The organism is Novacetimonas pomaceti, assembly GCF_003207955.1.
Classification (GTDB): domain Bacteria; phylum Pseudomonadota; class Alphaproteobacteria; order Acetobacterales; family Acetobacteraceae; genus Novacetimonas; species Novacetimonas pomaceti.
Genome location: NZ_NOXG01000003.1, coordinates 225,469 through 250,840 on the forward strand (window position 1 = coordinate 225,469; position 25,372 = coordinate 250,840).

The window sequence follows — 25,372 nt, forward strand, 5'->3', positions numbered from 1 at the left end:
GCCGCCGCATGTCAAGGCGGTTATACACCGGGAACGGAACAATTTTACCCACAACCCCTTCATACCCCGGCGGAAAAGGCATCCTGAGGAGGCCATTTTCAACCGATGGAGGTATCGTGAATATGAATGGATGGCCGGCCCGCCACATCACTGCGGCGGGCCGGATGGTCACTGCGCCTGCGCGCTTGCTTCCGAACGGGTGGCGCCCACCTGCGCGGCAAGGGCGGCCGCCATGAAGTCATCAAGGTCGCCATCAAGGACGGCGCCCGGGTTTGTCTTTTCCACGTTTGTCCGCAGGTCCTTGACCAGCTGATACGGCGCCAAGACATAGGAGCGGATCTGGTGTCCCCAGCCGATATCCGTCTTGGCGGCCTCGGTCTGGGCGGCGGCGGCCTCCCGCCGCTGGAGTTCCTGTTCGTACATCCGCGCCTTGAGCATCGCCATCGCGGTCGCCCTGTTGCGGTGCTGCGAACGGTCGGTCTGGCAGGCCACGACGATGCCGGTGGGAATGTGCGTGATGCGGATGGCCGATTCCGTCTTGTTGACGTGCTGCCCGCCCGCGCCGGACGCGCGGAAGGTATCGACGCGCAGGTCGGCCTCGTTGATGTCGATTTCGATGGAATCGTCAATCACGGGATAGACCCACACCGATGCGAACGATGTCTGTCGCCGCGCCGCCGCGTCAAAGGGGGAAATGCGCACAAGGCGGTGGACCCCCGCCTCCGTCTTCAGCCAGCCATAGGCATTCGGGCCGCTGACCTGGATGGTGGCGGATTTCAGCCCGGCCTGTTCCCCTTCGGAACTTTCCATCATGGTCACCTTGTAGCCGTGCTGCTCCGCCCAGCGGGTGTACATGCGCAGCAGCATTTCGGCCCAGTCCTGCGCCTCCGTCCCGCCCGCGCCGGCATTCACCTCGAGGTAGCAGTCATTGCCATCCGCCTCGCCCGAAAGCAGGCTTTCGGTCTCGCGCCGCTTGGCTTCCTCGGCAAGGGCGCGCAGGGCCTGCACCCCTTCGGCGACGACATCGCCGTCGCCTTCCATTTCCGCCAGCTCCACGAGTTCGAGCGTATCGCGTACCTCACCCTCGAGCTTCTGCACACCCTCGACCTGGTTCGCCAGCAGCGTCCGCTCGCGCATCAGCTTCTGCGCGGCCTCGGCGTCGTTCCACAGGTCGGGATCCTCGACGCGGTTGTTCAGTTCCGCCAGTCGTTCGATTGCGACATCCCAGTCAAAGATGCCTCCTCAGCAGCGCCACGGACTGCTTGATCTGGTCATTCAGGGCCTCGGTCTCGGCAGACATCGGGGCTTACTCCTAAGCTCATCGTGATAAGAACACGCATGGCCGATGGACATGCGCGCATGTCCGCCGACCCGTCACGCGTCAATACAGGCCACCCATCCCGATGTCACCCCCGGAAGGCGTGGACGCGGCCGATGGCGCGGCGGCAGGCTGCCCCCCCGTCCCCGGCACGCCATTGCCCACCGGGCCATGCCCCGGCATCGTGGCCATGTCGCTTTCGGAATCGGGCATGTTCTCGGCGCCCGTGTCGGCGGCGGTCAGGGTGCCGATCGCGCCAGCACCCATGTCAATGCTGATGCCGGGCTGCTGATCAGGCTTGAAGGCGTCGATCGCCATACCCATTCCGGTATTGTACTGCGCCAGACGCATGCCGGGCGGGGTGCGGAAATCCAGCCGGGGACGATCCGCCAGCGCCGCCTTCATCACCTCGTTCCAGATCGGCCCGGCGATCACACCGCCGGTCTCGTTGCGGCCCAGGCTCTGCGGCGTGTCGAAACCGACCCAGACCACCGTCACCAGATCGGGGGAGAACCCGGCAAACCACGCATCGTTGAAGTCCTGGCTGGTGCCGGTCTTGCCCGCTATGGGCCGGTCGATGCCCGCGCCCGCGCGCACGCCGGTGCCCCGGCGGATCACGTCGCGCATCATGGTCACGACCTGATACGCGCTGTCGGCGGAAACCACCTGCGGGCGCGTATCCTCCAGCACCGGGCCGTCATCGGGGGCGGGTGCTGGCGTCTGCGTTTCCCCTGCCGCGGCTGCGGGGCGAAGCTGCAGGCCCGGCGCGCGCCAGATGACGTTGCCGTTGCGGTCCTTGATGTCGTCAATCAGCGTCGGCGCGACCAGATGTCCGCCCGCCGCGATGGTGGCATAGGCCCCGGCCTCGCGCATCACGGTGGTTTCCACCGCGCCAAGGGCGGCAGGCAGGACCAGCGGCATGGAATGCACGAGGTCGAGTTTCTGGGCCATGTCGGCCACCGACTTCATCCCGATCTGCGCGGCGAGGCGGATGGTGACAAGGTTGCGCGACTCCCTCAGGGCGTCATGCAGCATCGTCGGGCCCCAGAAATCCTTCTCGTAATTGTTGGGATGCCATTCGCCGTAGGAAACCGGGGAGTCGTCGAATTTCTGCGACGGGGAAATCCCCTGCTCCATCGCGGCGAGGTACACGAATGGCTTGAACGACGAACCGGGCTGGCGGGCGGCCTGCGTCACGCGGTTGAACTGCGACGCACGAAAGGACCATCCCCCCACCATCGCCAGCACGCGCCCGGTGCGCACGTCGATGGTCGTCAGCGCCCCTTCGACACGAGGCACCTGCCGCAGGGCCACGCCATTGCTGTCGGCCATGGGTTCGACCATCACGACATCGCCGGTCGCGATTCCCTTGCCCGCGCGCATCCATGAACGGTCACGCGCCGGAAGCTCGCCGGTATGGGGAATGGCGGGCGCCGTGCCCTCCAGCCAGCCGACCTGCCCCGTCGTGGCCGACAGCACGACCGCCAGCCGCCATGTCGTCAGCATCGACGCCGGCGCGCCGACCCGCGCCAGCGCATTGGCCCAGTCGCCATGCGGGTCCACGCCATCGAGATGCGTCACCGGGCCGCGCCAGCCCCCATGCGCGCGGTCATAGCGCATCAGCCCCTCGTGCAGGGCGTTCGCCGCCACCTGCTGCAGGTGGGAATCCATGCTGGTATGGACCGACAGCCCCCCTTCCATCGTGGAGCTTACGCCATAATGCTCGATCAGTTCGCGGCGCACTTCCTCGGAAAACCACTCCGAACCGGGCACGGGGCCGGGACGGGTGAAGGAGGACGGGATCAGCGGCTCCTGCTCCGCCGCGCGGGCCTCTTCGGGGCTGATGACATGCAGTTCCGCCATGCGTTCGAGGACCCAGTTGCGGCGTCCTGTCGCCGCCTGCGGGAAACGCACGGGATTGTAGTTGGTGGGCGACTTGGGCAATGCCCCGAGGAACGCCGCCTCCGCATTGTCGAGCTGGTCGAGGGGTTTGTTGAAATAGGTCTGGGCCGCGGCCCCGATACCGTACGCGCCGTCGCCCAGATAGATTTCGTTAAGGTAAATCTCAAGGATCTGCTGCTTGGAGAGCGTCTGTTCCAGCCGCATCGCCAGCAGGGCCTCCTTGGCCTTGCGTTCCATGGACACCGCGTTGGAGCCCAGCAGCATGATCCGCGCCACCTGCTGCGTGATGGTGGACGCGCCGATCGGGCGGTGCTTTGTCCCGCGCATCATCACGTCCGTCAGCCCCGCGCGGATGATCGCCAGCGGATCGACGCCGCCATGGGTGAAGAATTTCTGGTCTTCTGCCGCCAGGAACGCGCTGCGGACCCGTTCGGGAATCGCGCTGTAGGGGACGAAGATACGACGTTCCGCCGCCAGTTCCGCCATGATCTGGTCATCGCCGGAATAAAGGCGGCTCATCACCGGGGGCTGGTAGGTACGCAGCCCGTCAACCGTCGGCAGCCCCTCCGACAGGTGCTGGTATTCCTGCCACGCGGCGACGCCCCCGACCCCGGCAAGCAGCAGCATGACACCCAGCGCCCCGCCGGCGACCCGGCGCACCAGCCGGTAGCGCGGGCGCGGTCCCCCGGTGGGCGGACGCGGGCGCTCCGAAGCGCCATTGCCGCCCCCGCCGCCACTGCGCGAGCCATCTGAAGTTCCATGCACCCGGCCATCGCGGCCCGATCCGTCAGCAAGCGTCATCCGGTGTCCAATAGGGAAATAGGGAGTGTCGTATGCCTCTGTCCTAGCACCGTCCGGCGTCCACGTCGCCCCCGATCCGCGACCGGCGCATGTCGGCCCCGGAGACTGCCTGAAAAGGCTGACCTGACACTCCCCTGAAATCATGAAAGTTTTTGGTGAAGCTTTTTTCAAAAAGCTTCAAAAAGACGCCGCCTTTTTGGAAAAAGGCGGCACCCAAAAACTTTTGTCACTTAATTATCAGACGATTGGTTTCAAACGGTCTCCTGGCGACCGGGATAATTCCCCATCCGCATCAGGCGTTGAGGCGATCCCATTCCGCGCGGCCATCACGGTCAAGGGCATGAAATTCCTCGTCCGTCAGCGACAGGGTCGCCGCCTGCGCGTTGGCGCTGACGTGATCGGGATTGGACGTGCCCGGAATGGGCATCATGACCGGCGAACGCCGCAGCAGCCACGCCAGCGCCACCTGCCCGGTGGACACGCCGCGCGCCTGCGCCACGCGGGTCAGCACGTTATCGCCCCGCACAAGGCCCCCGGCCGCCAGCGGCGCCCACGGGATGAAGCCGATATTTTCCCGCGTGCAGTAATCCAGCACCTCCTCCGAATAGCGGTTGACGAGGTTGAAGCGGTTCTGGACCGTCGCCACGGGGAAATACAGCCGCGCGCGCTCGATCATCTCCACCGTGACTTCCGACAGGCCGACATGACGGATCAGCCCCTGCGCGCGCATCGTGGCAATCGCCTCGAACTGGCGTTCCGGGGTGGCGTCGGGCCCCACGCGGTGCAGCTGCCACAGGTCGATGCGCTCCACCCCCAGGCGGCGCATGCTCATCAGCACGCACTGGCGCAGGTAATCGGGATTGCCGACGGGACACCAGATGTTGGGACCATGCCGGGTATGGCCGCCCTTGGTCGCGATCACCATCCCCGTGTAGGGCGACAGCGCCTCGTGGATCAGGTCCTCGCTGACGAAGGGGCCATAGGCATCGGCGGTATCGACAAAGTTGATGCCAAGCTCCGGCAGGCGCCGCAGGGTGGCAAGGGCCGCGTCGCGGTCGGCGGGTTCCCCCCAGATGCCGGGTCCGGTAATGCGCATCGCGCCAAAGCCGAGGCGCGCGACCTCCAGATCACCGCCAATCCTGAAAGTACCGCCGGGGCGTGATGTGGACAGGGTCATGGCTTCGTTCCTTTCTGCAACGTCACGACATGGCGCGACACCGTATGGCATGATGACGGGCGGGATCACCGGGGGTTGCGTGGACCCAGCCCTGCGCCCTGACGGGCGGGTCGATCAGCCCAGCATGCGCCCGATGACGCGCGCCGTGTAATCCACCACGGGAATGATGCGGCCGTAATTGATCCGTGTCGGGCCGATGACGCCAATCGCGCCGACGATGCGGTTGGAATCGGTGCGGGCCGGGGCCATGACCACCGACATGCCCGCCATCCCGAACAGGCCGCTTTCCGCGCCGATGAAAATCCGCACCCCCTCGGACTCGCAGGCAAGGTCCAGCAGGCGAAGCATTGTTTCCTGCGTTTCCAGACGGTCAAACAGCATCTGGATGGTCGAAAGCCGCTCGATCTCCGTCACGTCCGACAGCAGCCGCCCCTGCCCGCGGATGAACAGCGTGCCGCCACGCTCTTCCGCGTCGCTCCATGTCGCAAGGCCGCTGGAGACCACCTCCGTCGTCAGCTGGTCCAGTTCGGTGCGGTTGGCCGCGATGTCGCCGCTGACCTTTTCACGCAGGATGTCGAGCGTGCGGCCCGACAGATGGGCATTGAGGTAATTCCCCGCCTCCACCAGGGCGGAGGGCGGAAGTCCGGGCGGGATTTCGATCACGCGATTTTCCACCTGCCCGTCGGAGCCGACAAGGATGACCAGCGCGCGGCCCGGCCCCAGCGCGACGAATTCGATATGCTTGATCGTCCCGTCGCTTTTGGGGGCAAGCACCAGCCCCGCGGCCGAGGACAGGCCCGACAGCATCAGCGATGCCTCCCCCAGCATGTCCTGCAGCGAGCGGCCGCGCACCTCCAGCGTGCGGGTGATGGTCTCGCGTTCCTCCTCGCTCAGGCTGCCGAACTGCAGGAGGCCATCCACGAACAGGCGCACCCCCTTTTCCGTCGGCAGCCGACCGGCGGACGTGTGCGGCGAAAACAGCAGCCCGGCCTCCGTCAGGTCTGCCATGATGTTGCGGATCGTCGCGGGCGACAGCGACAGCGGCAGCCGCTGCGACAGGGTGCGCGACCCCACGGGACCGCCGGTTTCGACATACTGTTCGACAATTTCGCGCAGGATGGCGGCGGATCGCGCATCCAGCCCCGGCGGCAGGGCGGGACGTGAAGACAGCGCTCCGATATCCATGTCGTTCTCCCTCCTCTCCCCAGGCCATCACGGACATGATGGCAGCATGGATCTGGCGTGACCGCCCGTTCATGACAAGGTCCGTTCATGACAACGATAGGGACAATGGATTATTGCGACAATCACATGATGTGACGACCGCGCCCCCACGCCATCCCCTGCCCGCGACCGGACGGCGGGGCTGGAAAAGGACAGGGGTTGCGCGCTATGCCGCGCATCAGGATTTTATCGGGAGTTTCCTTCATGCGCCCATCCGGCCGCGCCATCGACGCCCTTCGCCCTGTTTCCATCCAGACCGGCTTTGCCCGCCATGCCGAAGGCTCCGCCCTGATCCGCATGGGCGGGACCGAGGTCCTGTGCGCCGCCACCATCGAATCGCGCGTCCCCTCCTTCCTCAGGGGCAAGGGGCAGGGCTGGGTCACTGCGGAATACGGCATGCTGCCGCGCGCGACCCACAGCCGTGGCCCGCGAGAGGCCGCCAAGGGGAAACAGGGGGGACGCACCCATGAAATCCAGCGCCTGATCGGACGCGCCCTGCGGGCGGTCGTGGACCTGCGCGCGCTGGGGGAAATGTCCGTCACGGTGGATTGCGACGTGCTGAACGCCGATGGCGGCACGCGCTGCGCCGCGATTACCGGCGCATGGGTGGCGCTGCGCATTGCGCTGGACCGGCTGGTGCGCGCGAACGTCCTGCCCGCCCTGCCGATCACGGCACAGGTCGCGGCCGTATCGTGTGGCCTGACCCCGGCGGGCGCGGTGCTGGACCTTGATTACGAGGAGGACAGCAACGCCGCGGCGGACGCCAATTTCGTCCTGACCGAAACCGGCGGCATCGTCGAAATCCAGGGCACGGCGGAACAGGCCCCCTTTTCACAGGAACAGTTCAGCGAACTGATGCGCCTGGCGCAGGCGGGCACGTCACGGCTGTTTGAAATCCAGCGCGACGCCGTGGCGCAGGCGGTGGCGGCATGAGCGGCCAGCAGCCACGCGGCCTGCGCCGGGGCGACACCCTGGTGCTTGCCAGTCACAATGCCGGGAAACTGGCCGAGTTTTCGTCCCTGCTGTCGGGGTACGGCATCAGGGTCGTTTCGGCCGCGACGCTGAACCTGCCGGAACCCGACGAAACCGCGGACAGCTTCGCCGGCAATGCCGAAATCAAGGCGCTGGCGGCGGCAAGGGCGGCCAACCTTCCTGCCCTTGCCGATGATTCGGGATTCTGCGTTCGTGCGCTCAATGGCGATCCGGGCATCTTTTCCGCCCGCTGGGCCGGCCCGAAAAAGGATTTTCCCGCCGTCATGCGCCGTATCCATGACCTGATGGGCGACAGTCCCGACCGGGGCGCGTGGTTCATTTCCGTCCTGTGCCTTGCATGGCCCGACGGACAGACCGAAACGTTCGAGGGACGCATCGACGGACAGGTCGTATGGCCGCCGCGTGGCGAACATGGCCATGGGTATGACCCCATATTCGCCCCCGATGGCAGCAGCCAGACCTTTGCCGAGATGAGCGACGCACAGAAAAACGCCGTCAGCCACCGTGCCATCGCCTTTCGGCTTTTCCGCGACGGATGCCTGCAACCGTCGTAAGGTCCGCGCGCTATGCCATCAAAAAAAACCCTGCCACGACATCGTGGCAGGGTTTTTTCATAAGGATTGTCCGGTCCGGACCTGCTGATAAGAAATGATAAAAGTTTCCGGGTATCGCCTTTTTTCAAAAAGGCGACGTCTTTCGAAGCTTTTTGCAAAAAGCTTCACCAAAAACTTTTGTCACTTCAGGGTTTTGTCAGGCCTGCCTTTTCAGACAGTCCCTCAGCGCCCGGTCATGATCCGTTCGACCAGCTGTCCCACCGTGGGGACGAACCCGTTGGCGTAATAGGGATCCGTCGCGAAACGCCATGCGTTGGTGCCACCGAACATCAGGTTGTGTTCCATGACATCCCCCGCATCCGGACCATGGGCATGGGCCACCGTCTGGAGCGTTTTCTGGATGCAGTAGGAACGCGGATCGGCCTTGTGCCCGTTGGTATAGGACGGTCCACGCTGGCTCCAGTTGGAAAAGCGGCATTCCGACAGGCACCCCATGCAGCCCGCCTGGTCCGCCAGGATCTCGCGCGCCTTTTCCGGCGTCACGAAAACCAGCGTGTTGTCGGGCGTGCGCAGCCCTTCGGTATATCCCTCGCGCTGCCACAGAAGGGCACGTTCGCTGTCCGCGGCGGTGACATAGACGACGCGGCCACGCGCACCCACGCTAAAGGGGGTGGCATGTTCGCCCACCGGTTCGACCACAAAGGCGATCTGGCGTTCGGAACGCGCGCGCAACTCGCGCAGGAACGCATTGTTGACCGCCGAGGAATAGAAGCCGGTCGGGGAGAAGCGGTTGAGGAACACGTCCCCCTTCTTCAGCGTCATCAGCCGCCGTTTCCAGACATCCGGAATGGGGCTTTCACGCGTCAGAAGCGGGCGGGTGCCGAACTGGAACGCCACCGGGCCAAGTTCCGGATTGTCGATCCAGTCCTCCCACTCCTCCAGCCACCATACGCCACCCGCCATGATGATGGGGGTGTCATCAAGCCCGAACGCGCGCATCTGCTTGCGCAGGGCAAGGACACGCGGAAGCGGGTCCTCGGGCGAGAGGGGATTTTCCGTGTTCGACAGGCCGTTATGACCGCCCGCGCGCCACGGATCCTCGTACACCACGCCGCCAAGCAGCTCGCCGCTCTTGTGATAGGAACGTCGCCACAGGGCGTTGAACGCCCGCGCCGACGACACGATGGGATAATAATGGACGCCATGTTCGGCCGCGATATCCGACAGGCGATAGGGCATGCCCGCGCCGCAAGTCAGGCCGTTGATCAGGCCCTTCGTGCCCTCGAGCACGCCACGGATCACACGTTCCGCCCCGCCCATTTCCCACAGGATATTGGCATGGATGCGTCCCCTGCCACCTGCGATCTCGTGCGCGATGCGGACCTGGTCGATGCCGCCGCGAATGGCGTAATCGATCAGTTCCTCATGCTTTTCCAGACGGGTGCGCCCCCGATAGATCTGGGGCACGATATTGCCGTCCGCGTCATACGAATCGGCATTCACGATCGATACCGTCCCCGCGCCGCCCGCCGCGGCCCAATGTCCGGACGAGGCCCCGGTGGAGATCGAAACCCCTTTCCCGCCCTCGACCAGAGGCAGGATATCCACCCCGCCCATCCGGATCGTGTTGATCGCCTTCATCGCCATTCCATCGTCATCTGTAAAACCGGTCCGCGCCGGCCATGTCGCGGGGATCGGGGGGCGCGACAACGTCCGCCGCGCCCCGCCCCGTCATGCTGTCGGTCGTTTCCGCCAACACGCGCTCAGCGCGCGCCGCGGCCCGCCTTGGCACCGACCACATCACCGATATCGGCACCGGTTTCCTGATCGACAACCCGCATGGACAATTTCACCTTGCCACGGTCATCAAATCCAAGAACCTTCACCTTCACCTCGTCGCCCTGCTTGACGACATCGGTGGTCTTGGCCACGCGGCCCTGCGACAGTTCGGAAATGTGGACCAGCCCGTCACGCGGCCCGAGGAAGTTCACGAACGCACCGAAATCGGCGGTCTTGACCACCTTGCCGTTATAGATCTTGCCGACCTCCGGCTCCGCGACGATGCCGCGGATGCGCTCGATCGCCTTTTCGGCCTGATCCTCGGACGACGCGGCGATCATGATCGTGCCATCGTCATTGATGTCGATCTTGGCCCCCGAATATTCCACGATCTCGCGGATGACCTTGCCACCCTGGCCGATCACGTCGCGGATCTTTTCCTTGGGCACGGAAATCGTGGTGATCTTCGGCGCGGAGGCGGAGACGTCGGAGCGTCCTTCCGTCAGGGCCTTGGACATTTCACCCAGGATATGCATCCGGCCCTCGCGGGCCTGACCCAGCGCGATTTCCATGATTTCGGGCGTGATGGACGTGATCTTGATGTCCATCTGCAGGGCGGTGACGCCCTTTTCGGTGCCCGCGACCTTGAAATCCATGTCGCCGAGGTGATCCTCGTCGCCAAGGATGTCGGACAGGACCGCGAACTCTTCCTCTTCCTTGATGAGGCCCATCGCGATGCCCGCGACCGGACGCTTCAGCGGAACGCCCGCATCCATCAGCGCCAGCGACGTGCCGCACACCGTCGCCATGGAGGACGAACCGTTGCTTTCCGTGATCTCGGAGACGACGCGCATCGTGTACGGGAAGGTATCCTTGCCCGGCAGCAGCGGATGCACGGCGCGCCATGCCAGCTTGCCATGGCCGATTTCACGACGACCGGGCGAACCCATGCGGCCGCATTCCCCGACCGAGAACGGCGGGAAGTTGTAATGCAGCATGAAGTTGGTGCGGTATTCGCCTTCCAGCGCGTCGACCACCTGCTCGTCCTGCCCGGTGCCCAGCGTGGCCACGACCAGGGCCTGCGTTTCCCCACGGGTAAACAGGGCGGAGCCATGCGCGCGCGGCAGGATGCCGACTTCGGAGACGATCGGGCGGATCGTCTTCAGGTCGCGCCCGTCGATGCGGTGGCCCGTCTCCAGCACGGCGGAGCGCACGACGTTGGCCTCCAGCTCCTTGAGCAGCGGCTTGGCCGCCTCGACATCGGCGGGATCGAGCTTGGCGAGGATCGCATCCTTGGCCGCCGCGACCTTCTTATAACGCGCCTGCTTGACGCGCTCCTTGTAGGCATCGGCGATCGCGGCACGGCCCAGCTTGTCGATCTTCTTGCGCAGCTTGATTTCCTCGGCGGTCGGCTCGACGAGGTCCCACGGCGCCTTCGCCGCGTGTTCGGCAAGGTCGATGATCGCGTCGATCACTTCCTGGAACGCCTCGTGCCCGAAGGTCACCGCACCCAGCATGATCTTCTCGCTCAGCTCGACGGCCTCGGACTCGACCATCAGCACGCCTTCCTCGGTGCCGGCGACGACGAGGTCAAGCTCGCTGTCCTTCATCTGCCCGATGGTCGGGTTGAGGACATACTTGCCATCGATGTAGCCGACGCGGCAGGCGCCGACGGGGCCGAAGAACGGCACGCCCGACAGCGTCAGCGCGGCGGAACAGCCGATCAGCGCCACGATCGCCGGGTCGTTTTCCATGTCGTGGCTCAACACCGTGGCGACGACCTGGACCTCGTTGCGGAAATTGTCGGGGAACAGCGGGCGGATCGGGCGGTCGATCAGGCGGGAATTCAGGACCTCGGCCTCGGACGGGCGGCCTTCACGCTTGAAGAAGCCACCGGGGATCTTGCCCGCGGCATAGGCCTTTTCCTGATAGTTGACCGTCAGCGGGAAGAAATCCTGCCCCGGCTTGACGCTCTTGGCGCCGACGGCGGTGCACAGCACGACCGTGTCGCCATAGGTGACGACGACCGCGCCGTCGGCCTGGCGGGCGATCTTGCCCGTCTCCAGCACGAGGGGACGGCCGCCCCACTCGATTTCCTTGCGAAAGTAATTGAACATGCAGACACGTCCTGTCCGTTGGCTACCGCAAACGGAACAGAGCGGTCCGAACATTGGGATATCGATGGCAGCGCCTCGGACGGCATGGAGCGATGACGGGCCGGCCGCCAATACACCATGTGGCCTGAAACGCTGCGACCCTGTCCGGGTGTCTCCGCCGTCATGTCGGCAGCGTTGTTTGCGGCATTCACCATTGAACGCCACGAAAATACGCGACCGCGCGGCCGCATGACATCGCTGTCACGCCGGCCCGCGCGGTTACGCGGCGGGCCGCATTATGAATGCGATCCCGCCATGCCGCAAATCAGCGACGCAGGCCCAGACGCTTGATCAGCGTTTCATAACGCGTCTGGCTCTTGCGCTTGACATAATCCAGCAGGCGGCGACGGCGGCCCACCAGCATCAGCAGGCCACGACGCGAATGGAAATCCTTCGCGTGGGTCTTGAGGTGTTCCGTCAGGTTGACGATCCGTTCCGTCAGCAGCGCAACCTGCACTTCCGGCGAACCCGTATCCTTGGCCGCGGTCTGGTATTCATCAATCAGCGCCGTACGGCGTTCCGGGGTAATCGACATCGTGGTGCTCCGTTTACAAAAAGATATGAGGTCACAGCATCCGCACGGGCCGCAGCCATCCATCCTGCGGACGGCACAACCCGACGACACGCACCCCGTCCATCGCGCGCACGACCCCGCTGCGGGGATCGACGGCATCCGGCATCCGGCCCATCAGGTCAAGCAGGCTGAGAGCCTGCCCATGTGACAGGGAGTCCGCTTCTTCTGAGGTCAGGGCCAGCGCCGGGATGTCGTCCAGCGCGGTCGCGACCGGAAGCAGCAGATCCGGCGAGGCAGGCGCGTTGTCGGCGCTGGCGACGATTTTGTCCAGCAGAATCGCATCCGATTCCCCAAAAGGTCCCACCTGCAGCCGGCGCAGCGCCGCCACGTGCCCCACCGTCCCGCAGGCACGCGCGATATCGCGCGCGAGCGAGCGCATGTACACGCCCTTTCCGGACTCCACCTCGAACACCGCCGTATCGGCGTCCGGGCGCGCGATCAGCTCGAAACGGTCGATGCGCGCGGGACGCGGCGGCAGGTCCGGCGGGCGGCCGTCGCGCGCCATGTCATAGGCGCGCTCCCCCCCCACCTTCAGCGCGGAAAAGACCGGGGGCACCTGCATGATGTCGCCGCGAAAGGCCGCCAGCGCCGCCTCGAACGCCGCATTGTCGGGACGCACGTCCGATGTCGCGGTCACAGTGCCATCCGCGTCATCACTATCGCGTGCCTCGCCGATGCGCAGGGTGAAGTGATAGCGCTTGGTTCCATCCATGACGTAGGGCACGGTTTTCGTGGCCGCGCCAAAGGCAACCGGCAGCAGCCCCGTCGCCAGCGGATCCAGCGTCCCGCCATGCCCCGCCTTGCGCGCGTCAAACAGATGGCGGACGCGGCCGACCACCTGCGTCGACGTCATTCCAGACGGCTTGTCCACAATCAGCCAGCCATCAATCGGGCGTCCACGCCTGCGTCGCATGAGCACAAGAACCTTTCGCGCAAGAACCAAGGCCCGTGCGTGTAAACGACGCGCCGGTACGGGGCAATGCCCTAATTCCTGCCCCGGGGGATGGCCGTTACGCCACCGTGTGATAAAACACCCCGGCGGGAACATGCCAGCCATCCGGTGCCCCCGCTTTCGCGACGGGCATTCTGGTGTCATCCTTGATGACCGGTCGCGTAACGCGGATTGGACTGTAACCTCTTTAATATTGCGTCGTAGGGAGACCTGAACACATGGCAGAACGGCAGACCACGGTCGGCGCTTTCGTGTTGGGTGGTGCCCTGCTGGGTGTCGCGGCGGTTGTCCTGTTCGGCAAATTCCACCCGTTTTCCGCCACCAACAACGCCGTCGTGATTTTCGACGGCGCCATCAACGGGCTGGGGATCGGGGCTCCCGTCACGCTGGAAGGCGTGCAGGTCGGCACGGTGGAAAATATCGGGATCAGGTTCGATCCCGCCTCCCACAAGGCGTACATCCCCGTTACGATCCAGCTGCAGGCGGACCGGGCGAAATCCACGCCGCACAGTCAGGGCCTGACGGCAGACGGCCTGCCGGACATGATCAGCCATGGCCTGCGCGCGGAACTTCATATGCAGAGCTTTGTCACGGGACAGGAGGAAATCGACCTGTCCTTTGACCCGGCCACGCCGCCGCGCCTGCATCCGGGGATTTCCGACCTGACGGAAATCCCTGTCCGCGAATCGGAAATGCAGAAGCTGACCGACACGCTGACGACGCTGCCGCTGAAAACGATCGCGACCAACGCCGATGAAATGCTGGTCAGCATCCGCAACCTCGCGGACCGGCTGGACAAGGATCTGCCGCCGCTGGTCACCAGCGTGCGCGAAACGTCCGACCGCAGCCGCGTGACGGTCGATACCGCGACAGACACGATCCGCGACCTGGACAAGCGTCTGGATGTCACCCTGACCTCCATCAACCATCTGGCCGACAGCGGCACACAGCAGCTTGATGCGCGCGGGGGCGAGCTTCATGACCTGCTGATCAATTCCAACAACACCGTGACCGAGGCACGACAGACTCTGGCGGGCCTGCATGATGTCACCGCGCCAAGCTCCGCCGATCGCGCCAACCTTGATTCGTCGCTGCGCGATCTTGCGGCGGCGGCATCCGCCCTGCGCGGTTTCGCCACCGACGTGGAACGCAATCCCCAGCTCCTGCTGATGGGCCGCCGCAACTGATCCCCGTCTGAAGGCGGGCACGGCCCCGCCATTTCCACCCATGGAACCAGAGCCGCTGGCGGCATCCACATGCCGGGCGGCCACTGCTGTTTTTTCCTGATTATGAAAAATGCCGCGCCATCATCGGGGCGGGACAGGCCGTGTTTCGCATGAAACCGAAACACGGCGGCAACAGCCACAGGACGGCAGGATCATCTGCGGCCCGGGGGCCGCGACGGAAATGGCGGCATGACAGACGGCCGGCGAAACAAATCCGCATTCCGTCACATTGCCGCAGCCTGATGCGTCAGTCGTCCTTGAGATCCCGCGCCACGGCAGGATCCCGCAGCAGATCATCGACATGCATCGCGTAATCCAGCGCCGTATCGGGCTGGAAATGCAGGTCCGGCACCCCGCGCAGCCGCACCATGTGCGACAGACGCGAACGCAGGAACGAAGAAACACGCTTGAGCGCAGGCAGCAGGGCCTCGATATCGCTGCGGCCCAGACGCGCGACAAAGACGGTCGCGTGCTTGAGGTCCGGCGAAATCCGCACTTCCGTCACAGTAATGCGGGCATCGACCAGTTCGGGGTCGCGGAATTCGACCCGCGCGAAGATATCGGCCAGCGCGCGCCGGATTTCCTCCGCCACGCGCAGCTGACGTTGCGAGGGGCCAGATACACCATGACCGGCAAGTTTCCCTGCCGGTCCGGTGGTCTTTACCCTGTCCCTGGAAGAGTTGCGGCTCATGCCGGGACCAGTTCCATTTCAAAGCACTCGACCACGTCACCTTCACGCAGGTCGTTATAACCCGCAAAGGACAGACCGCACTCATACCCGCGCGCCACTTCCTTCACATCGTCCTTGAAACGCTTCAGCTGGCTCAGCTCACCTTCATGGATGACGACGTTGTCACGCAGCAGACGCACGCCACAGCCACGCTTGACCACACCTTCGGTCACGTAACAGCCGGCGACCTTGCCCACGCGGGTAATGTCGAACACCTGACGGATTTCGGCATATCCCAGGAACTTCTCGCGATGCTTGGGCGCGATCTTGCCCCGCACCAGCTGTTCCACGTCATCGGCCACCTGATAGATGATCGAGTAGTAGCGGATATCCACGCCTTCGCGCTGCGCAAGCTGACGGGCCTGCGCCGTGGCACGCACGTTGAAGGCGATGATGACCGCACCGGACGCCTTGGCAAGCTGCACGTCGCTTTCGGTGATCTGGCCCACGCCCGCGTTGAGAACGCGGATCTTGACTTCCTCGTGCTCCAGCTTCTGCACGGTGATCTGCAGCGCTTCCGCGGATCCCTGCACGTCGGCCTTGATAAGGACGGCCACTTCCTTCTGCGCGCCAGCCTGAATCCGGGCCAGCATCTGGTCAAGGGTGCCACGCGCCGCCGTCTGGCCGGCCGCGGTGCGTTCCTTGATGACGCGCTGACGGAACTCCGAGATTTCACGGGCGCGGTTTTCATTGTCAACAACGACAAACTGCTCGCCCGCACCCGGAACGCCGGCAATGCCAAGCACTTCGACCGGCATGGACGGACCTGCGTCCTGAACCTGGCGGTTGCGGTCATCAACCATCGCACGCACACGGCCCCATTCGGCGCCAGCCACCACGATGTCACCGCGATGCAGCGTGCCCTTCTGGACCAGAACGGTGGCCACCGGCCCACGTCCGCGATCCAGGCGGCTTTCGATTACCGCGCCTTCGGCCATCCGGTCAGGATTCGCCTTGAGGTCAAGGATTTCCGCCTGAAGGAGGATCGCCTCTTCCAGCTTGTCCAGACCGGTCCGCTTGAGGGCGGAGACCTCGATGTCCTGGGTGTCGCCACCCATGCTTTCGACGACGATTTCGTGCGACAGCAGTTCCTGACGGACACGGTCGGGGTTGGCGCCCGGCTTGTCGCACTTGTTGATCGCAACGACGATCGGGGCATCGGCCGCCTTGGCGTGTTTGATGGCTTCGATCGTCTGGGGCATGACCCCGTCATCGGCCGCCACCACCAGCACCACGACATCCGTCACCGACGCGCCACGGGCACGCATGGCCGTAAAGGCCTCATGGCCCGGCGTGTCGATGAAGGTGATCCTGGCGCCCGACGGCAACGTGACCTGATACGCGCCGATATGCTGCGTGATGCCGCCCGCCTCGCCATTGGCGACGTCGGTCGTGCGCAGCGCATCCAGAAGCGAGGTCTTGCCATGATCGACATGGCCCATGACCGTGACGACCGGCGGACGCGGCCGCAGATCCTCCGGCCTGTCCTCGATCCCCTCGATGCCCAGCTCGACATCGCTGTCGGCGACGCGACGGACGCGATGGCCGAATTCCTGCACGATCAGTTCGGCGGTATCCGCATCCAGCGACTGCGTGACGGTCGCCATGACGCCCATCTTCATCAGCGCCTTGATGACTTCGCCCTGACGGGCGGCCATGCGGTTCGCAAGTTCCTGCACCGTGATCGTCTCGGGCAGGACGACATCGCGCACCACGCGGACCTGATCCGAACGCAGGCGTTCCAGTTCCGCCTGCCGGCGTTCACGCTCACGCTGGCGACGGACCGACGCCAGCGAACGCGTCTTGTCGTCATCACCCTCGATCGCGGCCTGAACGTCGATGCGGCCCGAACGACGGCTGTCATTCTTTTTCGACCCGCCCGAAGGACGGCGTCCCGGCGCGACATTGCCACCCGGACGACGGCTGGGACGACGCTCTTCCTCGCCACCATCGGCACGACCGCCGCGCAGACGCAGGGTTTCCGCCGGGGCGGCGCCCGCGCTGGAACGCGACGGCGCCGGACGCGACGGCGTGATCGGCTTGGCCGGCATGATCGCCCGCTCGGCCAGCGGCCGCAGGCGTTCCATCGGCGGCGCCAGCGTCACCTCGCCGGGAATCGGCGTGGCCGACACGACGGGGCCGGGAGGCTCCGGCGCGGCAGGCGCGGCGGGCGCGGTCTTTGACGCGGCACGGGCCTGGCTTTCCTCACGCTCGCGCGCTTCGGCCTCGGCGCGGATACGCGCGTTCTCCTCCGCCTCGCGGCGGGCATCTTCTTCCTTGCGGCGCGCTTCTTCCGCAGCGGACAGGATCGTGATCTTTTCCTGCTCGCGCCGTTCCTTTTCACGCTGGATCGCGGCCTTGCGCTGCTCTTCCAGCACCCGCTGGCGCGTCGCCAGCTCGGCTGCCGTCAGGGCGCGTCCACCACCGGCACGGCCACCGGAACGGCCACCCGACGGACCTGATCCGCTACCTGGAGTCCCGGCGCCGCGCTTTTTGCGCACCTCTACCTGGACTACCTTTGAACGACCATGGCTGAAGCTCTGCCTGACGGAACCGGCATCGACCGTCCGTCCGACTTCCCTCCGGCCCGCCGGCCGCAGGGACAAGCGTCCCTTACCCTGATCCTGATCGTTGCCTTCGCTCATGTACCCGCCTGTTCACACCGTCCGGCGGACTTATCCGCCGAATTCGGGTCCATCCTGCCGGACAGCCCCGCAAAACGTTCATTCTCGACACGAAAACGGCGCGCCAGTTCGCCATGCAGCATCGCTGCATGAACGACATGGTCGCGGCCGAATGCCGCCCCCAGTTCCGATGCCGTAGGAACAACCGCAACCGGAAGATCCCGTGCACCGGACAAAACTCTCATCCTCTCGTCAGGGCTCCCGTCCGCCGCCTGTATGACCAGCGCGGCGCGACCACCCACGACCAATTCCCGCACCTTGGCAAAGCCGCAGACAACCTGCCCCGCCCGCCGTGCAAGCCCCAGGACATCCATCATCCTGCGTTCCAGCCCGATTTCCACCACATGGGCCAGATCAGGCGGAATGACAACCTGTCCGCGCGCGGCGCGTGCAAACACGCCACGAGTCTGTGCCGTTTCTAGCACATCCCGCCGTGCGCTCAACCAAATTCCCCGTCCGGGCAGACGCGCAGAAAGATCGGGGGTCACGATCCGGTCCGGCGATATGACGAACCGGACCATCGTTTCCCGCGGCTGCCGCGCGCGCGTTACGGCGCAACGGCGCAGCGGCCCCCGTTCCTCATCCGTATCCTGATCTTCGATGGGATACTCCTCAGACGTCGGAATTCTCCTGCGTTTCGGTGGCCTCGCCACCCTCCGACTCGTCCTCGTCGAACCAGTGGGCGCGCGCGGCCATGATGATTTCGTTGGCCGCTTCCTCGTCAATGGCATCGGCGCCAAGGATATCGACCAGTTCATCGCCCGCCAGATCGGCCAGGTCATCAAGCGTCTTGATGCCCTTTTCGCCCAGCGTCACCAGCATCTGGACCGTAAAGACCCCAAGGGCGACGATATCATCCGACACCCCGAGGGCGCGACGCTTTTCGTCCATTTCCTCCTCGCGACGCGCGAGGAAACCTTCGGCGCGGCGCACCAGTTCGCTGGCCACGTCCTCGTCAAAGCCCTCGATCCCGGCCAGTTCATCCGCATCGGCGAAGGCAAGCTCCTCGATCGAGTGGAAGCCTTCGGTCACCAGCAGCCCGGCAATCACGTCATCGACATCCAGTGCCTCGACAAACAGGTTGCTGCGGCGACGGAATTCCTCCTGCCGGCGCTCCGATTCCTCGGCCTCCGTCAGGATATCGATGTCCCAGCGCGTCAGCTGGCTGGCAAGGCGCACGTTCTGGCCGCGACGACCGATGGCAAGGCTCAGCTGCTCGTCCGGGACGACAACCTCGACCCTGCCGGCCTCCTCGTCCATGACGACCTTGCTGACCTCGGCGGGTGCCAGCGCGTTGACCACGAAGGTCGCGGCCTGCGGGCTCCACGGAATGATATCGATCTTCTCGCCCTGCAGTTCCTGCACCACAGCCTGCACGCGCGACCCGCGCATGCCCACGCAGGCGCCGACCGGGTCGATGGACGCATCACGCGAAATCACCGCCATCTTGGCGCGCGACCCCGGATCGCGGGCGACGGCCTTGATTTCGATGATGCCGTCGTAGATTTCGGGAACTTCCTGCGCGAACAGCTTGGCCAGGAAGGCCGGATGGGTGCGCGACAGGAAAATCTGCGGCCCGCGCGGCTCGTCACGCACATCATAGATATAGGCGCGCACGCGGTCGGAATTGCGGAAGCTTTCACGCGGGATCAGCTCGTCACGGCGCAAGAGCGCCTCGGAACTGCCGATTTCGACCATCAGGTTGCCGTACTCGGTCCGCTTGACCGTGCCGTTGACGATTTCGCCCACGCGGTCCTTGAAGTCATTGTACTGGCGCTTGCGCTCGTATTCGCGCACGCGCTGGACGATCACCTGCTTGGCCGTCTGGGCCGCGATGCGCCCGAAATCGATCGGCGGCAGGGGATCGATCAGATGTTCGCCAAGCTGGATTTCGGGCCGGAACTTGCGCGCGATGTGAAGCGGGATCTGGGTTTCCTCGTTCTCCACTTCCTCGACCGCCTCGGTCCAGCGCGACAGGCGCACGTCGCCGGTCTTGCGGTCGATCGTGGCGCGGATATCCTTTTCATGGCCGTACTTGGCGCGACCGGCCTTCTGGATGGCCTGCTCCATCGCCTCGAGCACTTCCTCGCGGTCGATCGACTTCTCACGCGCGACGGCATCCGCCACCAGCAACAGTTCAGGACGGGAAACGGACGTATCCATCAGGGTCTCCAGAGCGTCTTTCAGTGGGCCTTGCGCGGCGGCCTTGCGCCACGCCGACCGCCAGTCTGTTCCAACATCCCGTCCGGCGACTCGGCCGTCGGGTCCTCATCAGTCTGCTGCGCCGCGTCATCGGGCCGCGCCATGCGGGCGCTCGCCTCGATCAGCGCGTCGGTCAGCACCAGCCGCGCCTTGCGCATCTCGTCGAAAGGCAACGCCACCTCAAGCCCATCGTCAAGGCGCATCAGGCCGCATCCGTCACGCGCGCCCAGCACGATGCCCGAAAACCGCTTGCGCCCGTCGACGGGCATGTTCATTTCCGCCCGCGCCAGATGCCCGGCGAAACGGTCCCAGTCCTTGGGGCGCGTCAGGGGGCGGTCGATCCCGGCGGAAGAGACCTCCAGCGTCCATTCCCCCGGCAGCGGGTCCTCCACGTCGAGGATTGCGCCAACCGCGTGGCTGATCTGCTCGCAGTCATCAATGGTGATCTGGGAGCCATCGGCGCGATCGGCCATGATCTGGACCGTGGGGGTTTCACGCCCCAGGACCGAGACACGGACCAGTTCGAACCCCATATCCACCAGCGCGGGGCCGATCATCTCGGCAATGCGGGCGTCAAGGCCGGTCAGGAAAGGCAGATCTGCGTCCAATGCAAAAAAGGCGGCCCTGCGGCCACCCCCCAAATAAACGTAAATTGAAGGAATTGCCCGAATATCTAGGGCATGATCGCCCACTTCGCAAGTTCTATAATAATAAGGCGGCGCGCAAATGCAGATGTGAACGCTTTTTTACACCCCGCGTAACATTGTGCGCCGCTTAAACGCTTGCCTCCCCCAACGGCCCCCATCATTATGAATGACATGATGCCGATGTCCGCCCCGCCGACGGAACCATCCCGCCAGCCACAGCGCCCGCGTAGCAGCAGTCGCATGGTGGTGGCGGGGCTGCTGGCGGCTGTCGTGGCGGGCGGATTTGGCGTCCACAGCCTGGGCGGCGCCTCCGACGCGGGGGGCAGCGGCGGCTCCACCACCCCGACCGCGCTGGCGGGACAGGGCGGCGACACCAGCGGCGGCAGCCTGCGGACAGTCGTGGACCATACCCGCGCGCATGCGGACCTTCTGGGTGAAATGCCCATGATCGCGCCGGAACGCGCGGCCGACATGCTGCAGTTCACCTCTTTCGACATCAACCAGAAGAACGCGATCCTCGCGGCGCTGAAGCGTCATGAGATCGTGCTGGCGGAAATGCCGCTGTATGACATGGGAACGGGCAGTTCCGTCGTCAGCGTGGAATCCATGGGTCTGACCCAGATCGTGCACCTGACGGGACGGCCGCGCACGGTCATCCTGCCGATCCGCATCGCGGGGGAGGTCACGATCCGTGCCGTCAATGACCCGGGGGCGGCGGGACTGCATGCCGGGGCGATATTCGTTCCCGGCCCGACGCCCCTGCCGGTATTATACAAGGACGGACAACTTGTGATCGGGGTCGTCGTTCAATGAAAGCGCTGTATCCGGCATTTGAACGCATGCTGCCAGTCATCATGGTCATATTCCTGATACTGGGCAGCATACAGGCCGCCGCGGCCCTGCATCTTTCACTCGCCAGCATACGGCATTTCATGGAATGGTGTGCCCCGGCCTATCCGGTCCTGGCCGCGGGTGGTGCAATTTTGACGCTGGCCGGTCTCTGGTTTGAAAACCGCGCAGAGAGACTGGCCAGAAAGGGACTCCGACGCAGACGGGGATGGATGATGGACGTACTGGCCAGACTGACCAATCGTAGTGCGCTGGAAGAAATGATGGCGCGCGAGCAGAAAGAAACCATCATAGATGCCGAGGAACTGGCGGCGAACCTGCGCGCACGGGTGATCGGCCAGGACCAGGTGTGCGAGGATATCGCAGCCCAGCTGCGACGCCGGCTGGCATTGCATATCCGGGGCAAGCCGGTGGGCATCTTCCTGCTGGCCGGGCCGCCGGGCACGGGCAAGACCTATCTTGCCAAGCAGCTCGCGCGGCAGCTTGACCGGCCACTGCTGAGCTTTGACATGACGCAGATGAGCTCGCCCCATGCTGCGACGCAGCTTTTCGGTTCGCCCAAGGGGTATGTCGGCTCCGACACCTATGGCAAGCTGACGGGCGGGCTGAAGGAAAAGCCGGACGCCGTCGTTCTGCTCGATGAAATCGAGAAGGCGCATCCCGACGTCTTCAAGAAATTCCTGACCGCGTGGAACGATGGCCACGTGACCGAAGCCTCCACCGGGCAGCATATTTCCACCGTGCGCTCGATCTTCATCCTGACATCGAACATCGCGACCGATGCGCTGTCGGATATCGCGGACCGTCTGGCCGATGAACCCGACAAGATGCGTGCCGAGTCGGTGGAAGCCCTGCGACAGGCGGGTTTCGCGCCGGAAGTGCTGAACCGTCTGGACCGGATTTTCGTGTTCCGTCCGCTCGAAGGGCTGGATATCGCCCGCGTTTCCGCCCTGGAAATCGAGGCGATGATCGACAGCTATGGCCTGAAGGTGGAAACGGGCGGCATCGATCCGTCCCTGCTGTTCCAGGTCATGCGTCGCCAGGATCGCATCGGCCCGGCCGCAAGCGCGCGCGACCTTGCGCGCTCCATCGAGGACATGATCAGCGATTCCCTCATCACCGCACGGCAGCAGGGCGCGAAGCTGGTCCGCATCGTATCGAACGAGGACGGGGTGGTGGCGGAAATCGCCAATGATAGCGAGGCCCAGAAAGCGCGTATCATCCAGTAACCGGCCCCCGGCCCCATCAGGGGCCGGGATGCCCGCGATCATGGCGCCATGATCGCCTTGTGCCCATCGGGAACACCGGCGTAAGGCGAAATGGTCTTTTCTATCCGTCCGTCCGTGGGTTTCGGGGCGGATATCGCGTCAGGATATGAATTCCGGAATGTCTGCTGTCTCCCGTCTGTGGCACCGTGCCCCCCTCTGGCGTCTGTGCCTGTATTCCATTTTCATCTTTTCCATCCTGATGCTGGTGTTTCCACCCGCTTACCTGTCGCGCCTATGGCCGGGGGTGCAGAACATCACCCAGCGCATCCATCACGCGCTGGGCATGAATGACGCGCCGCCTGCCGCCGAGAATGGCGGCGGGGGAGACGACGGGGTCGTGACCATGATGCCGATCACCGATCGCCTGACCAAGGCGATACCGTTCGCGGGCCGCATCCTGCCGCTGCCCGCCGGGGTATGGCATCCGGTCATGAACGTCATCACCGGCCCCCATGGCGAAATCCTGGAAAATATCCTTGTCCGTGTCCATGACCACGTTGTCACGGGCCTGATCGGGGCAGAAGCCAGCACGCAGGCCGTGCCGGAAAGCGCCGCGCTGACAATGGATTCAAGCTGCCATGATGACCGCAATCTCGCGGCCCATACGCTGCCGGCGAAACCGCCCGGGGTGGAATGCTGGTTTACCGCCGCCGTCTATCCCACATCCATCACGCGTACCGCCATCATCGCCAACCGCCTGAAGGAACTGGGCTTCACGCTGCCGAATGTCCTGTACAAGGCAAGCTGGACCTATGCCGCGCCATCCCCCGATCATACGGTCAATGTGGAAACGGTGACGATTTTCCTCAATCCCGTGGCCACGGAAAAGACCGCCTCCCTGCAGAGCCCCGATGACTGGGCCAAGGAAACCCTGTCGCAGCATCCCGCCGCCCTCAATTTCGTCCAGAAGGGCAATAGCTGGATGGAAACATGGGCGCATATCCTGCATGACGGCTTCAACAGCGACATGATGGCCTCGAGCGAGGAACAGCGCGCCCGCGCGTCACAGGACCCGGCAGCCCCGACCGATACGAAGAACGCCAACAGCTCCCTCGACTGAGGGACTGTTTGAAAAGACAGGCCTGACAACTCTCTGGAATCATAAGAGTTTTTTGTAAAAAGCTTCAATAAAGACGCCGCCTTTTTGAAAAAAGGCGGCACCCAAAAACTTTTATTATTTATTATCAGCAGGTTGTTTTCAAACAGCCCCCAAGCGGGACCGCTGGCGGACAGTGTCCCCAGCCGCGTTATCCCCTATCGCAGGACATCCGAAATATCGATCAGGAAGTCCAGCACCGTGCGGGTGCGCAATGGCAATGTGCGCGGCCCGGTATGCACGGCATAAAACGGCAGTTCCGGGACGGTCCATTCCGGGAAAAGATGGATCAGTCGCCCGCTGGCGATGTCTTCTTCTACCTGGAAGGAAGGCAGCATGCCGATTCCCAGTCCCGAACGGACCGCCTGCAGGACAGCTTCGCTGCTGTTGGCGCGGAAGGGACCGCTGGCGGCCACGACGTTTTCCTCGCCCTTGCAATCGAAATGCCAGTCATGGCGCGATCCGCCATAGCTGTAGGCAATACAGGGATGGTTCAGCAGGTCGCGCGGATGCGCAGGCGTGCCGCGTCGGGCCAGATAGTCGCTTGACGCCACGACATAACGCCTGACGGAGCCGAGTCGTCGTGCGATCAGGGACCCTTCGGCAATCGCGCCGACCCGCACCGCAAGGTCGAGTCCCTCTTCCACTAGGTCACCGAATCCGTCACGCATGACCAGTTCGACCGAAAGATCGGGATGTTCCTCCAGCAGCTTGCCCAGCTTGCCGGTCAGATACAGGCCGAACGCCGTCGTAACCCCCAGCCGCACCAGTCCCGATACGGATGCCCGGCGGCGTCCCAGCGCGGTTTCCGCCGTTTCCAGGATTTCCAGCACCTCATAGGCATGCGGCAGCAGGCTGCGACCATCCTCGGTCATCATCAGGCTGCGGGTCGTGCGCGCGAACAGGGTGGCGCCATAATGCGCCTCAAGCAGGGCGATATGACGTGAAATCGTCGGCTGGCTGGCCCCGGTTTCGCGCGAAACGGCAGAAAATGAGCCCGTTGCGGCCACGCGAACGAAGCTGTGCAAGGCAGAGAGCAGATCCATGAGGCCCCGGTACGTCCAGCATGTTATTACAACACTTGGGGTTTTAAACGATGCCGTATTTATACACAATATAGCGTAAAAGCACCGCCGACATGTGTTTGTTGCAAGGTTCCCCGACAAAAGGCGAATTCCCGGACTTCCGGTCATGAACCCGGCGCCATGCCCGCCCGGCCTGACGGGAATGTGCGCCTATC

At 64.4% G+C, this 25,372-nt stretch carries 20 protein-coding genes; 6 read left to right on the forward strand and 14 right to left on the reverse strand.

The window, feature by feature from the left end; all coding sequences use genetic code 11:
- Positions 1-168 precede the first annotated feature (168 nt).
- From prfB to hrcA, 4 genes are all read right to left on the reverse strand, one after another.
- Positions 169-1,300, reverse strand: a protein-coding gene (gene prfB, locus CFR71_RS05400; protein ID WP_110528157.1) for a peptide chain release factor 2 whose coding sequence is annotated in 2 segments (ribosomal slippage) — positions 169-1,230 and positions 1,232-1,300 — 1,131 coding nt in all. Because the reading frame shifts where the segments join, the coding sequence is not laid out codon by codon here.
- 81 nt (positions 1,301-1,381) lie between these two features.
- Positions 1,382-4,021, reverse strand: coding sequence for a penicillin-binding protein 1A (locus CFR71_RS05405; RefSeq protein ID WP_110528160.1), 2,640 nt, complete (start codon positions 4,019-4,021; stop codon positions 1,382-1,384).
- Positions 4,022-4,313: 292 nt separating this feature from the next.
- The gene (locus tag CFR71_RS05410) at positions 4,314-5,198 is read right to left on the reverse strand and encodes an aldo/keto reductase (protein WP_110528163.1); all 885 of its coding nucleotides are present in this window, start codon (positions 5,196-5,198) and stop codon (positions 4,314-4,316) included.
- Between the two features lie 114 nt (positions 5,199-5,312).
- On the reverse strand, positions 5,313-6,383 hold the full coding sequence (gene hrcA, locus CFR71_RS05415; RefSeq protein ID WP_110528165.1) for a heat-inducible transcriptional repressor HrcA: 1,071 nt from the start codon (positions 6,381-6,383) through the stop codon (positions 5,313-5,315).
- Positions 6,384-6,626: 243 nt separating this feature from the next.
- On the opposite strand from hrcA, the gene rph reads away from it, so the two are divergent.
- Together rph and rdgB are read left to right on the forward strand one after the other, a co-directional pair.
- The gene (rph, locus tag CFR71_RS05420; protein WP_110528167.1) at positions 6,627-7,355 is read left to right on the forward strand and encodes a ribonuclease PH; all 729 of its coding nucleotides are present in this window, start codon (positions 6,627-6,629) and stop codon (positions 7,353-7,355) included.
- Entirely contained in the window at positions 7,352-7,969 is a 618-nt protein-coding gene (rdgB, locus tag CFR71_RS05425) for an RdgB/HAM1 family non-canonical purine NTP pyrophosphatase (protein WP_110528170.1), read from the forward strand. The genes rph and rdgB overlap by 4 nt, the downstream gene beginning before the upstream one ends.
- Before the next feature lie 222 nt (positions 7,970-8,191).
- Here the strand turns inward: rdgB and CFR71_RS05430 are convergent, their stop codons facing one another.
- From CFR71_RS05430 to truB, 4 genes are all read right to left on the reverse strand, one after another.
- The gene (locus CFR71_RS05430) at positions 8,192-9,610 is read right to left on the reverse strand and encodes an NAD(P)H-dependent flavin oxidoreductase (protein WP_110528563.1); all 1,419 of its coding nucleotides are present in this window, start codon (positions 9,608-9,610) and stop codon (positions 8,192-8,194) included.
- Between the two features lie 122 nt (positions 9,611-9,732).
- Positions 9,733-11,865, reverse strand: a complete 2,133-nt coding sequence (gene pnp / locus CFR71_RS05435) for a polyribonucleotide nucleotidyltransferase (protein WP_110528173.1) — start codon at positions 11,863-11,865, stop codon at positions 9,733-9,735.
- Positions 11,866-12,169: 304 nt separating this feature from the next.
- A complete protein-coding gene (gene rpsO / locus CFR71_RS05445; protein WP_003617029.1) occupies positions 12,170-12,439 on the reverse strand; it encodes a 30S ribosomal protein S15 in 270 nt (89 codons plus the stop codon).
- A 31-nt stretch (positions 12,440-12,470) separates the two neighbouring features.
- Positions 12,471-13,391, reverse strand: coding sequence for a tRNA pseudouridine(55) synthase TruB (truB, locus tag CFR71_RS05450; RefSeq protein WP_110528179.1), 921 nt, complete (start codon positions 13,389-13,391; stop codon positions 12,471-12,473).
- Positions 13,392-13,648: 257 nt separating this feature from the next.
- On the opposite strand from truB, the gene CFR71_RS05455 reads away from it, so the two are divergent.
- Positions 13,649-14,617: an MlaD family protein gene (locus CFR71_RS05455; protein WP_110528181.1), complete on the forward strand. Its 969-nt coding sequence runs from the start codon at positions 13,649-13,651 to the stop codon at positions 14,615-14,617.
- Between the two features lie 286 nt (positions 14,618-14,903).
- Here CFR71_RS05455 and rbfA read toward each other — a convergent pair whose 3' ends face one another.
- From rbfA to rimP, 5 genes are read right to left on the reverse strand one after another with little or no spacing between them, the layout of a single operon-like run.
- Entirely contained in the window at positions 14,904-15,347 is a 444-nt protein-coding gene (rbfA, locus tag CFR71_RS05460) for a 30S ribosome-binding factor RbfA (RefSeq protein WP_110528185.1), read from the reverse strand.
- Positions 15,344-18,031, reverse strand: a complete 2,688-nt coding sequence (gene infB / locus CFR71_RS05465; RefSeq protein WP_110528187.1) for a translation initiation factor IF-2 — start codon at positions 18,029-18,031, stop codon at positions 15,344-15,346. Before infB ends, rbfA begins: the two co-directional genes overlap by 4 nt.
- Complete coding sequence (locus CFR71_RS05470; protein ID WP_110528565.1) at positions 18,028-18,672, reverse strand: RNA-binding protein; 645 nt, start codon at positions 18,670-18,672, stop codon at positions 18,028-18,030. The genes infB and CFR71_RS05470 overlap by 4 nt, the downstream gene beginning before the upstream one ends.
- A gap of 10 nt (positions 18,673-18,682) precedes the next feature.
- Positions 18,683-20,233, reverse strand: coding sequence for a transcription termination factor NusA (nusA, locus tag CFR71_RS05475; RefSeq protein WP_110528190.1), 1,551 nt, complete (start codon positions 20,231-20,233; stop codon positions 18,683-18,685).
- Positions 20,234-20,253: 20 nt separating this feature from the next.
- Positions 20,254-20,880, reverse strand: coding sequence for a ribosome maturation factor RimP (gene rimP / locus CFR71_RS05480; protein WP_110528193.1), 627 nt, complete (start codon positions 20,878-20,880; stop codon positions 20,254-20,256).
- 219 nt (positions 20,881-21,099) lie between these two features.
- Between rimP and CFR71_RS05485 the strand changes: the two genes are divergently transcribed.
- The 3 genes from CFR71_RS05485 to CFR71_RS05495 all read left to right on the forward strand — a co-directional run bounded on the left by CFR71_RS05485 (position 21,100) and on the right by CFR71_RS05495 (position 24,096).
- Complete coding sequence (locus CFR71_RS05485) at positions 21,100-21,732, forward strand: hypothetical protein (protein WP_110528569.1); 633 nt, start codon at positions 21,100-21,102, stop codon at positions 21,730-21,732.
- Positions 21,729-22,997: an AAA family ATPase gene (locus CFR71_RS05490; protein ID WP_110528195.1), complete on the forward strand. Its 1,269-nt coding sequence runs from the start codon at positions 21,729-21,731 to the stop codon at positions 22,995-22,997. The genes CFR71_RS05485 and CFR71_RS05490 overlap by 4 nt, the downstream gene beginning before the upstream one ends.
- Positions 22,998-23,154: 157 nt before the next feature.
- A complete protein-coding gene (locus CFR71_RS05495; RefSeq protein ID WP_206057957.1) occupies positions 23,155-24,096 on the forward strand; it encodes a hypothetical protein in 942 nt (313 codons plus the stop codon).
- Positions 24,097-24,290: 194 nt separating this feature from the next.
- Here the strand turns inward: CFR71_RS05495 and CFR71_RS05500 are convergent, their stop codons facing one another.
- A complete protein-coding gene (locus CFR71_RS05500; protein ID WP_110528198.1) occupies positions 24,291-25,178 on the reverse strand; it encodes a LysR family transcriptional regulator in 888 nt (295 codons plus the stop codon).
- Positions 25,179-25,372: the final 194 nt, after the last annotated feature.

What these genes read in the sequence shown, in the direction of transcription:
- CFR71_RS05495 (WP_206057957.1), top strand. Translation starts at nt 23,155, where the DNA reads ATGTCTGCTGTCTCCCGTCTGTGGCACCGTGCCCCCCTCTGGCGTCTG.
- CFR71_RS05410 (WP_110528163.1), bottom strand. Translation starts at nt 5,198, where the DNA reads ATGACCCTGTCCACATCACGCCCCGGCGGTACTTTCAGGATTGGCGGT.
- CFR71_RS05485 (WP_110528569.1), top strand. Translation starts at nt 21,100, where the DNA reads ATGTCCGCCCCGCCGACGGAACCATCCCGCCAGCCACAGCGCCCGCGT.
- pnp (WP_110528173.1), bottom strand. Translation starts at nt 11,865, where the DNA reads ATGTTCAATTACTTTCGCAAGGAAATCGAGTGGGGCGGCCGTCCCCTC.
- CFR71_RS05405 (WP_110528160.1), bottom strand. Translation starts at nt 4,021, where the DNA reads ATGACGCTTGCTGACGGATCGGGCCGCGATGGCCGGGTGCATGGAACT.
- infB (WP_110528187.1), bottom strand. Translation starts at nt 18,031, where the DNA reads ATGAGCGAAGGCAACGATCAGGATCAGGGTAAGGGACGCTTGTCCCTG.
- rbfA (WP_110528185.1), bottom strand. Translation starts at nt 15,347, where the DNA reads ATGAGCCGCAACTCTTCCAGGGACAGGGTAAAGACCACCGGACCGGCA.
- CFR71_RS05430 (WP_110528563.1), bottom strand. Translation starts at nt 9,610, where the DNA reads ATGAAGGCGATCAACACGATCCGGATGGGCGGGGTGGATATCCTGCCT.
- rph (WP_110528167.1), top strand. Translation starts at nt 6,627, where the DNA reads ATGCGCCCATCCGGCCGCGCCATCGACGCCCTTCGCCCTGTTTCCATC.
- rpsO (WP_003617029.1), bottom strand. Translation starts at nt 12,439, where the DNA reads ATGTCGATTACCCCGGAACGCCGTACGGCGCTGATTGATGAATACCAG.
- nusA (WP_110528190.1), bottom strand. Translation starts at nt 20,233, where the DNA reads ATGGATACGTCCGTTTCCCGTCCTGAACTGTTGCTGGTGGCGGATGCC.
- CFR71_RS05500 (WP_110528198.1), bottom strand. Translation starts at nt 25,178, where the DNA reads ATGGATCTGCTCTCTGCCTTGCACAGCTTCGTTCGCGTGGCCGCAACG.
- hrcA (WP_110528165.1), bottom strand. Translation starts at nt 6,383, where the DNA reads ATGGATATCGGAGCGCTGTCTTCACGTCCCGCCCTGCCGCCGGGGCTG.
- CFR71_RS05490 (WP_110528195.1), top strand. Translation starts at nt 21,729, where the DNA reads ATGAAAGCGCTGTATCCGGCATTTGAACGCATGCTGCCAGTCATCATG.
- truB (WP_110528179.1), bottom strand. Translation starts at nt 13,391, where the DNA reads ATGCGACGCAGGCGTGGACGCCCGATTGATGGCTGGCTGATTGTGGAC.
- rdgB (WP_110528170.1), top strand. Translation starts at nt 7,352, where the DNA reads ATGAGCGGCCAGCAGCCACGCGGCCTGCGCCGGGGCGACACCCTGGTG.
- CFR71_RS05455 (WP_110528181.1), top strand. Translation starts at nt 13,649, where the DNA reads ATGGCAGAACGGCAGACCACGGTCGGCGCTTTCGTGTTGGGTGGTGCC.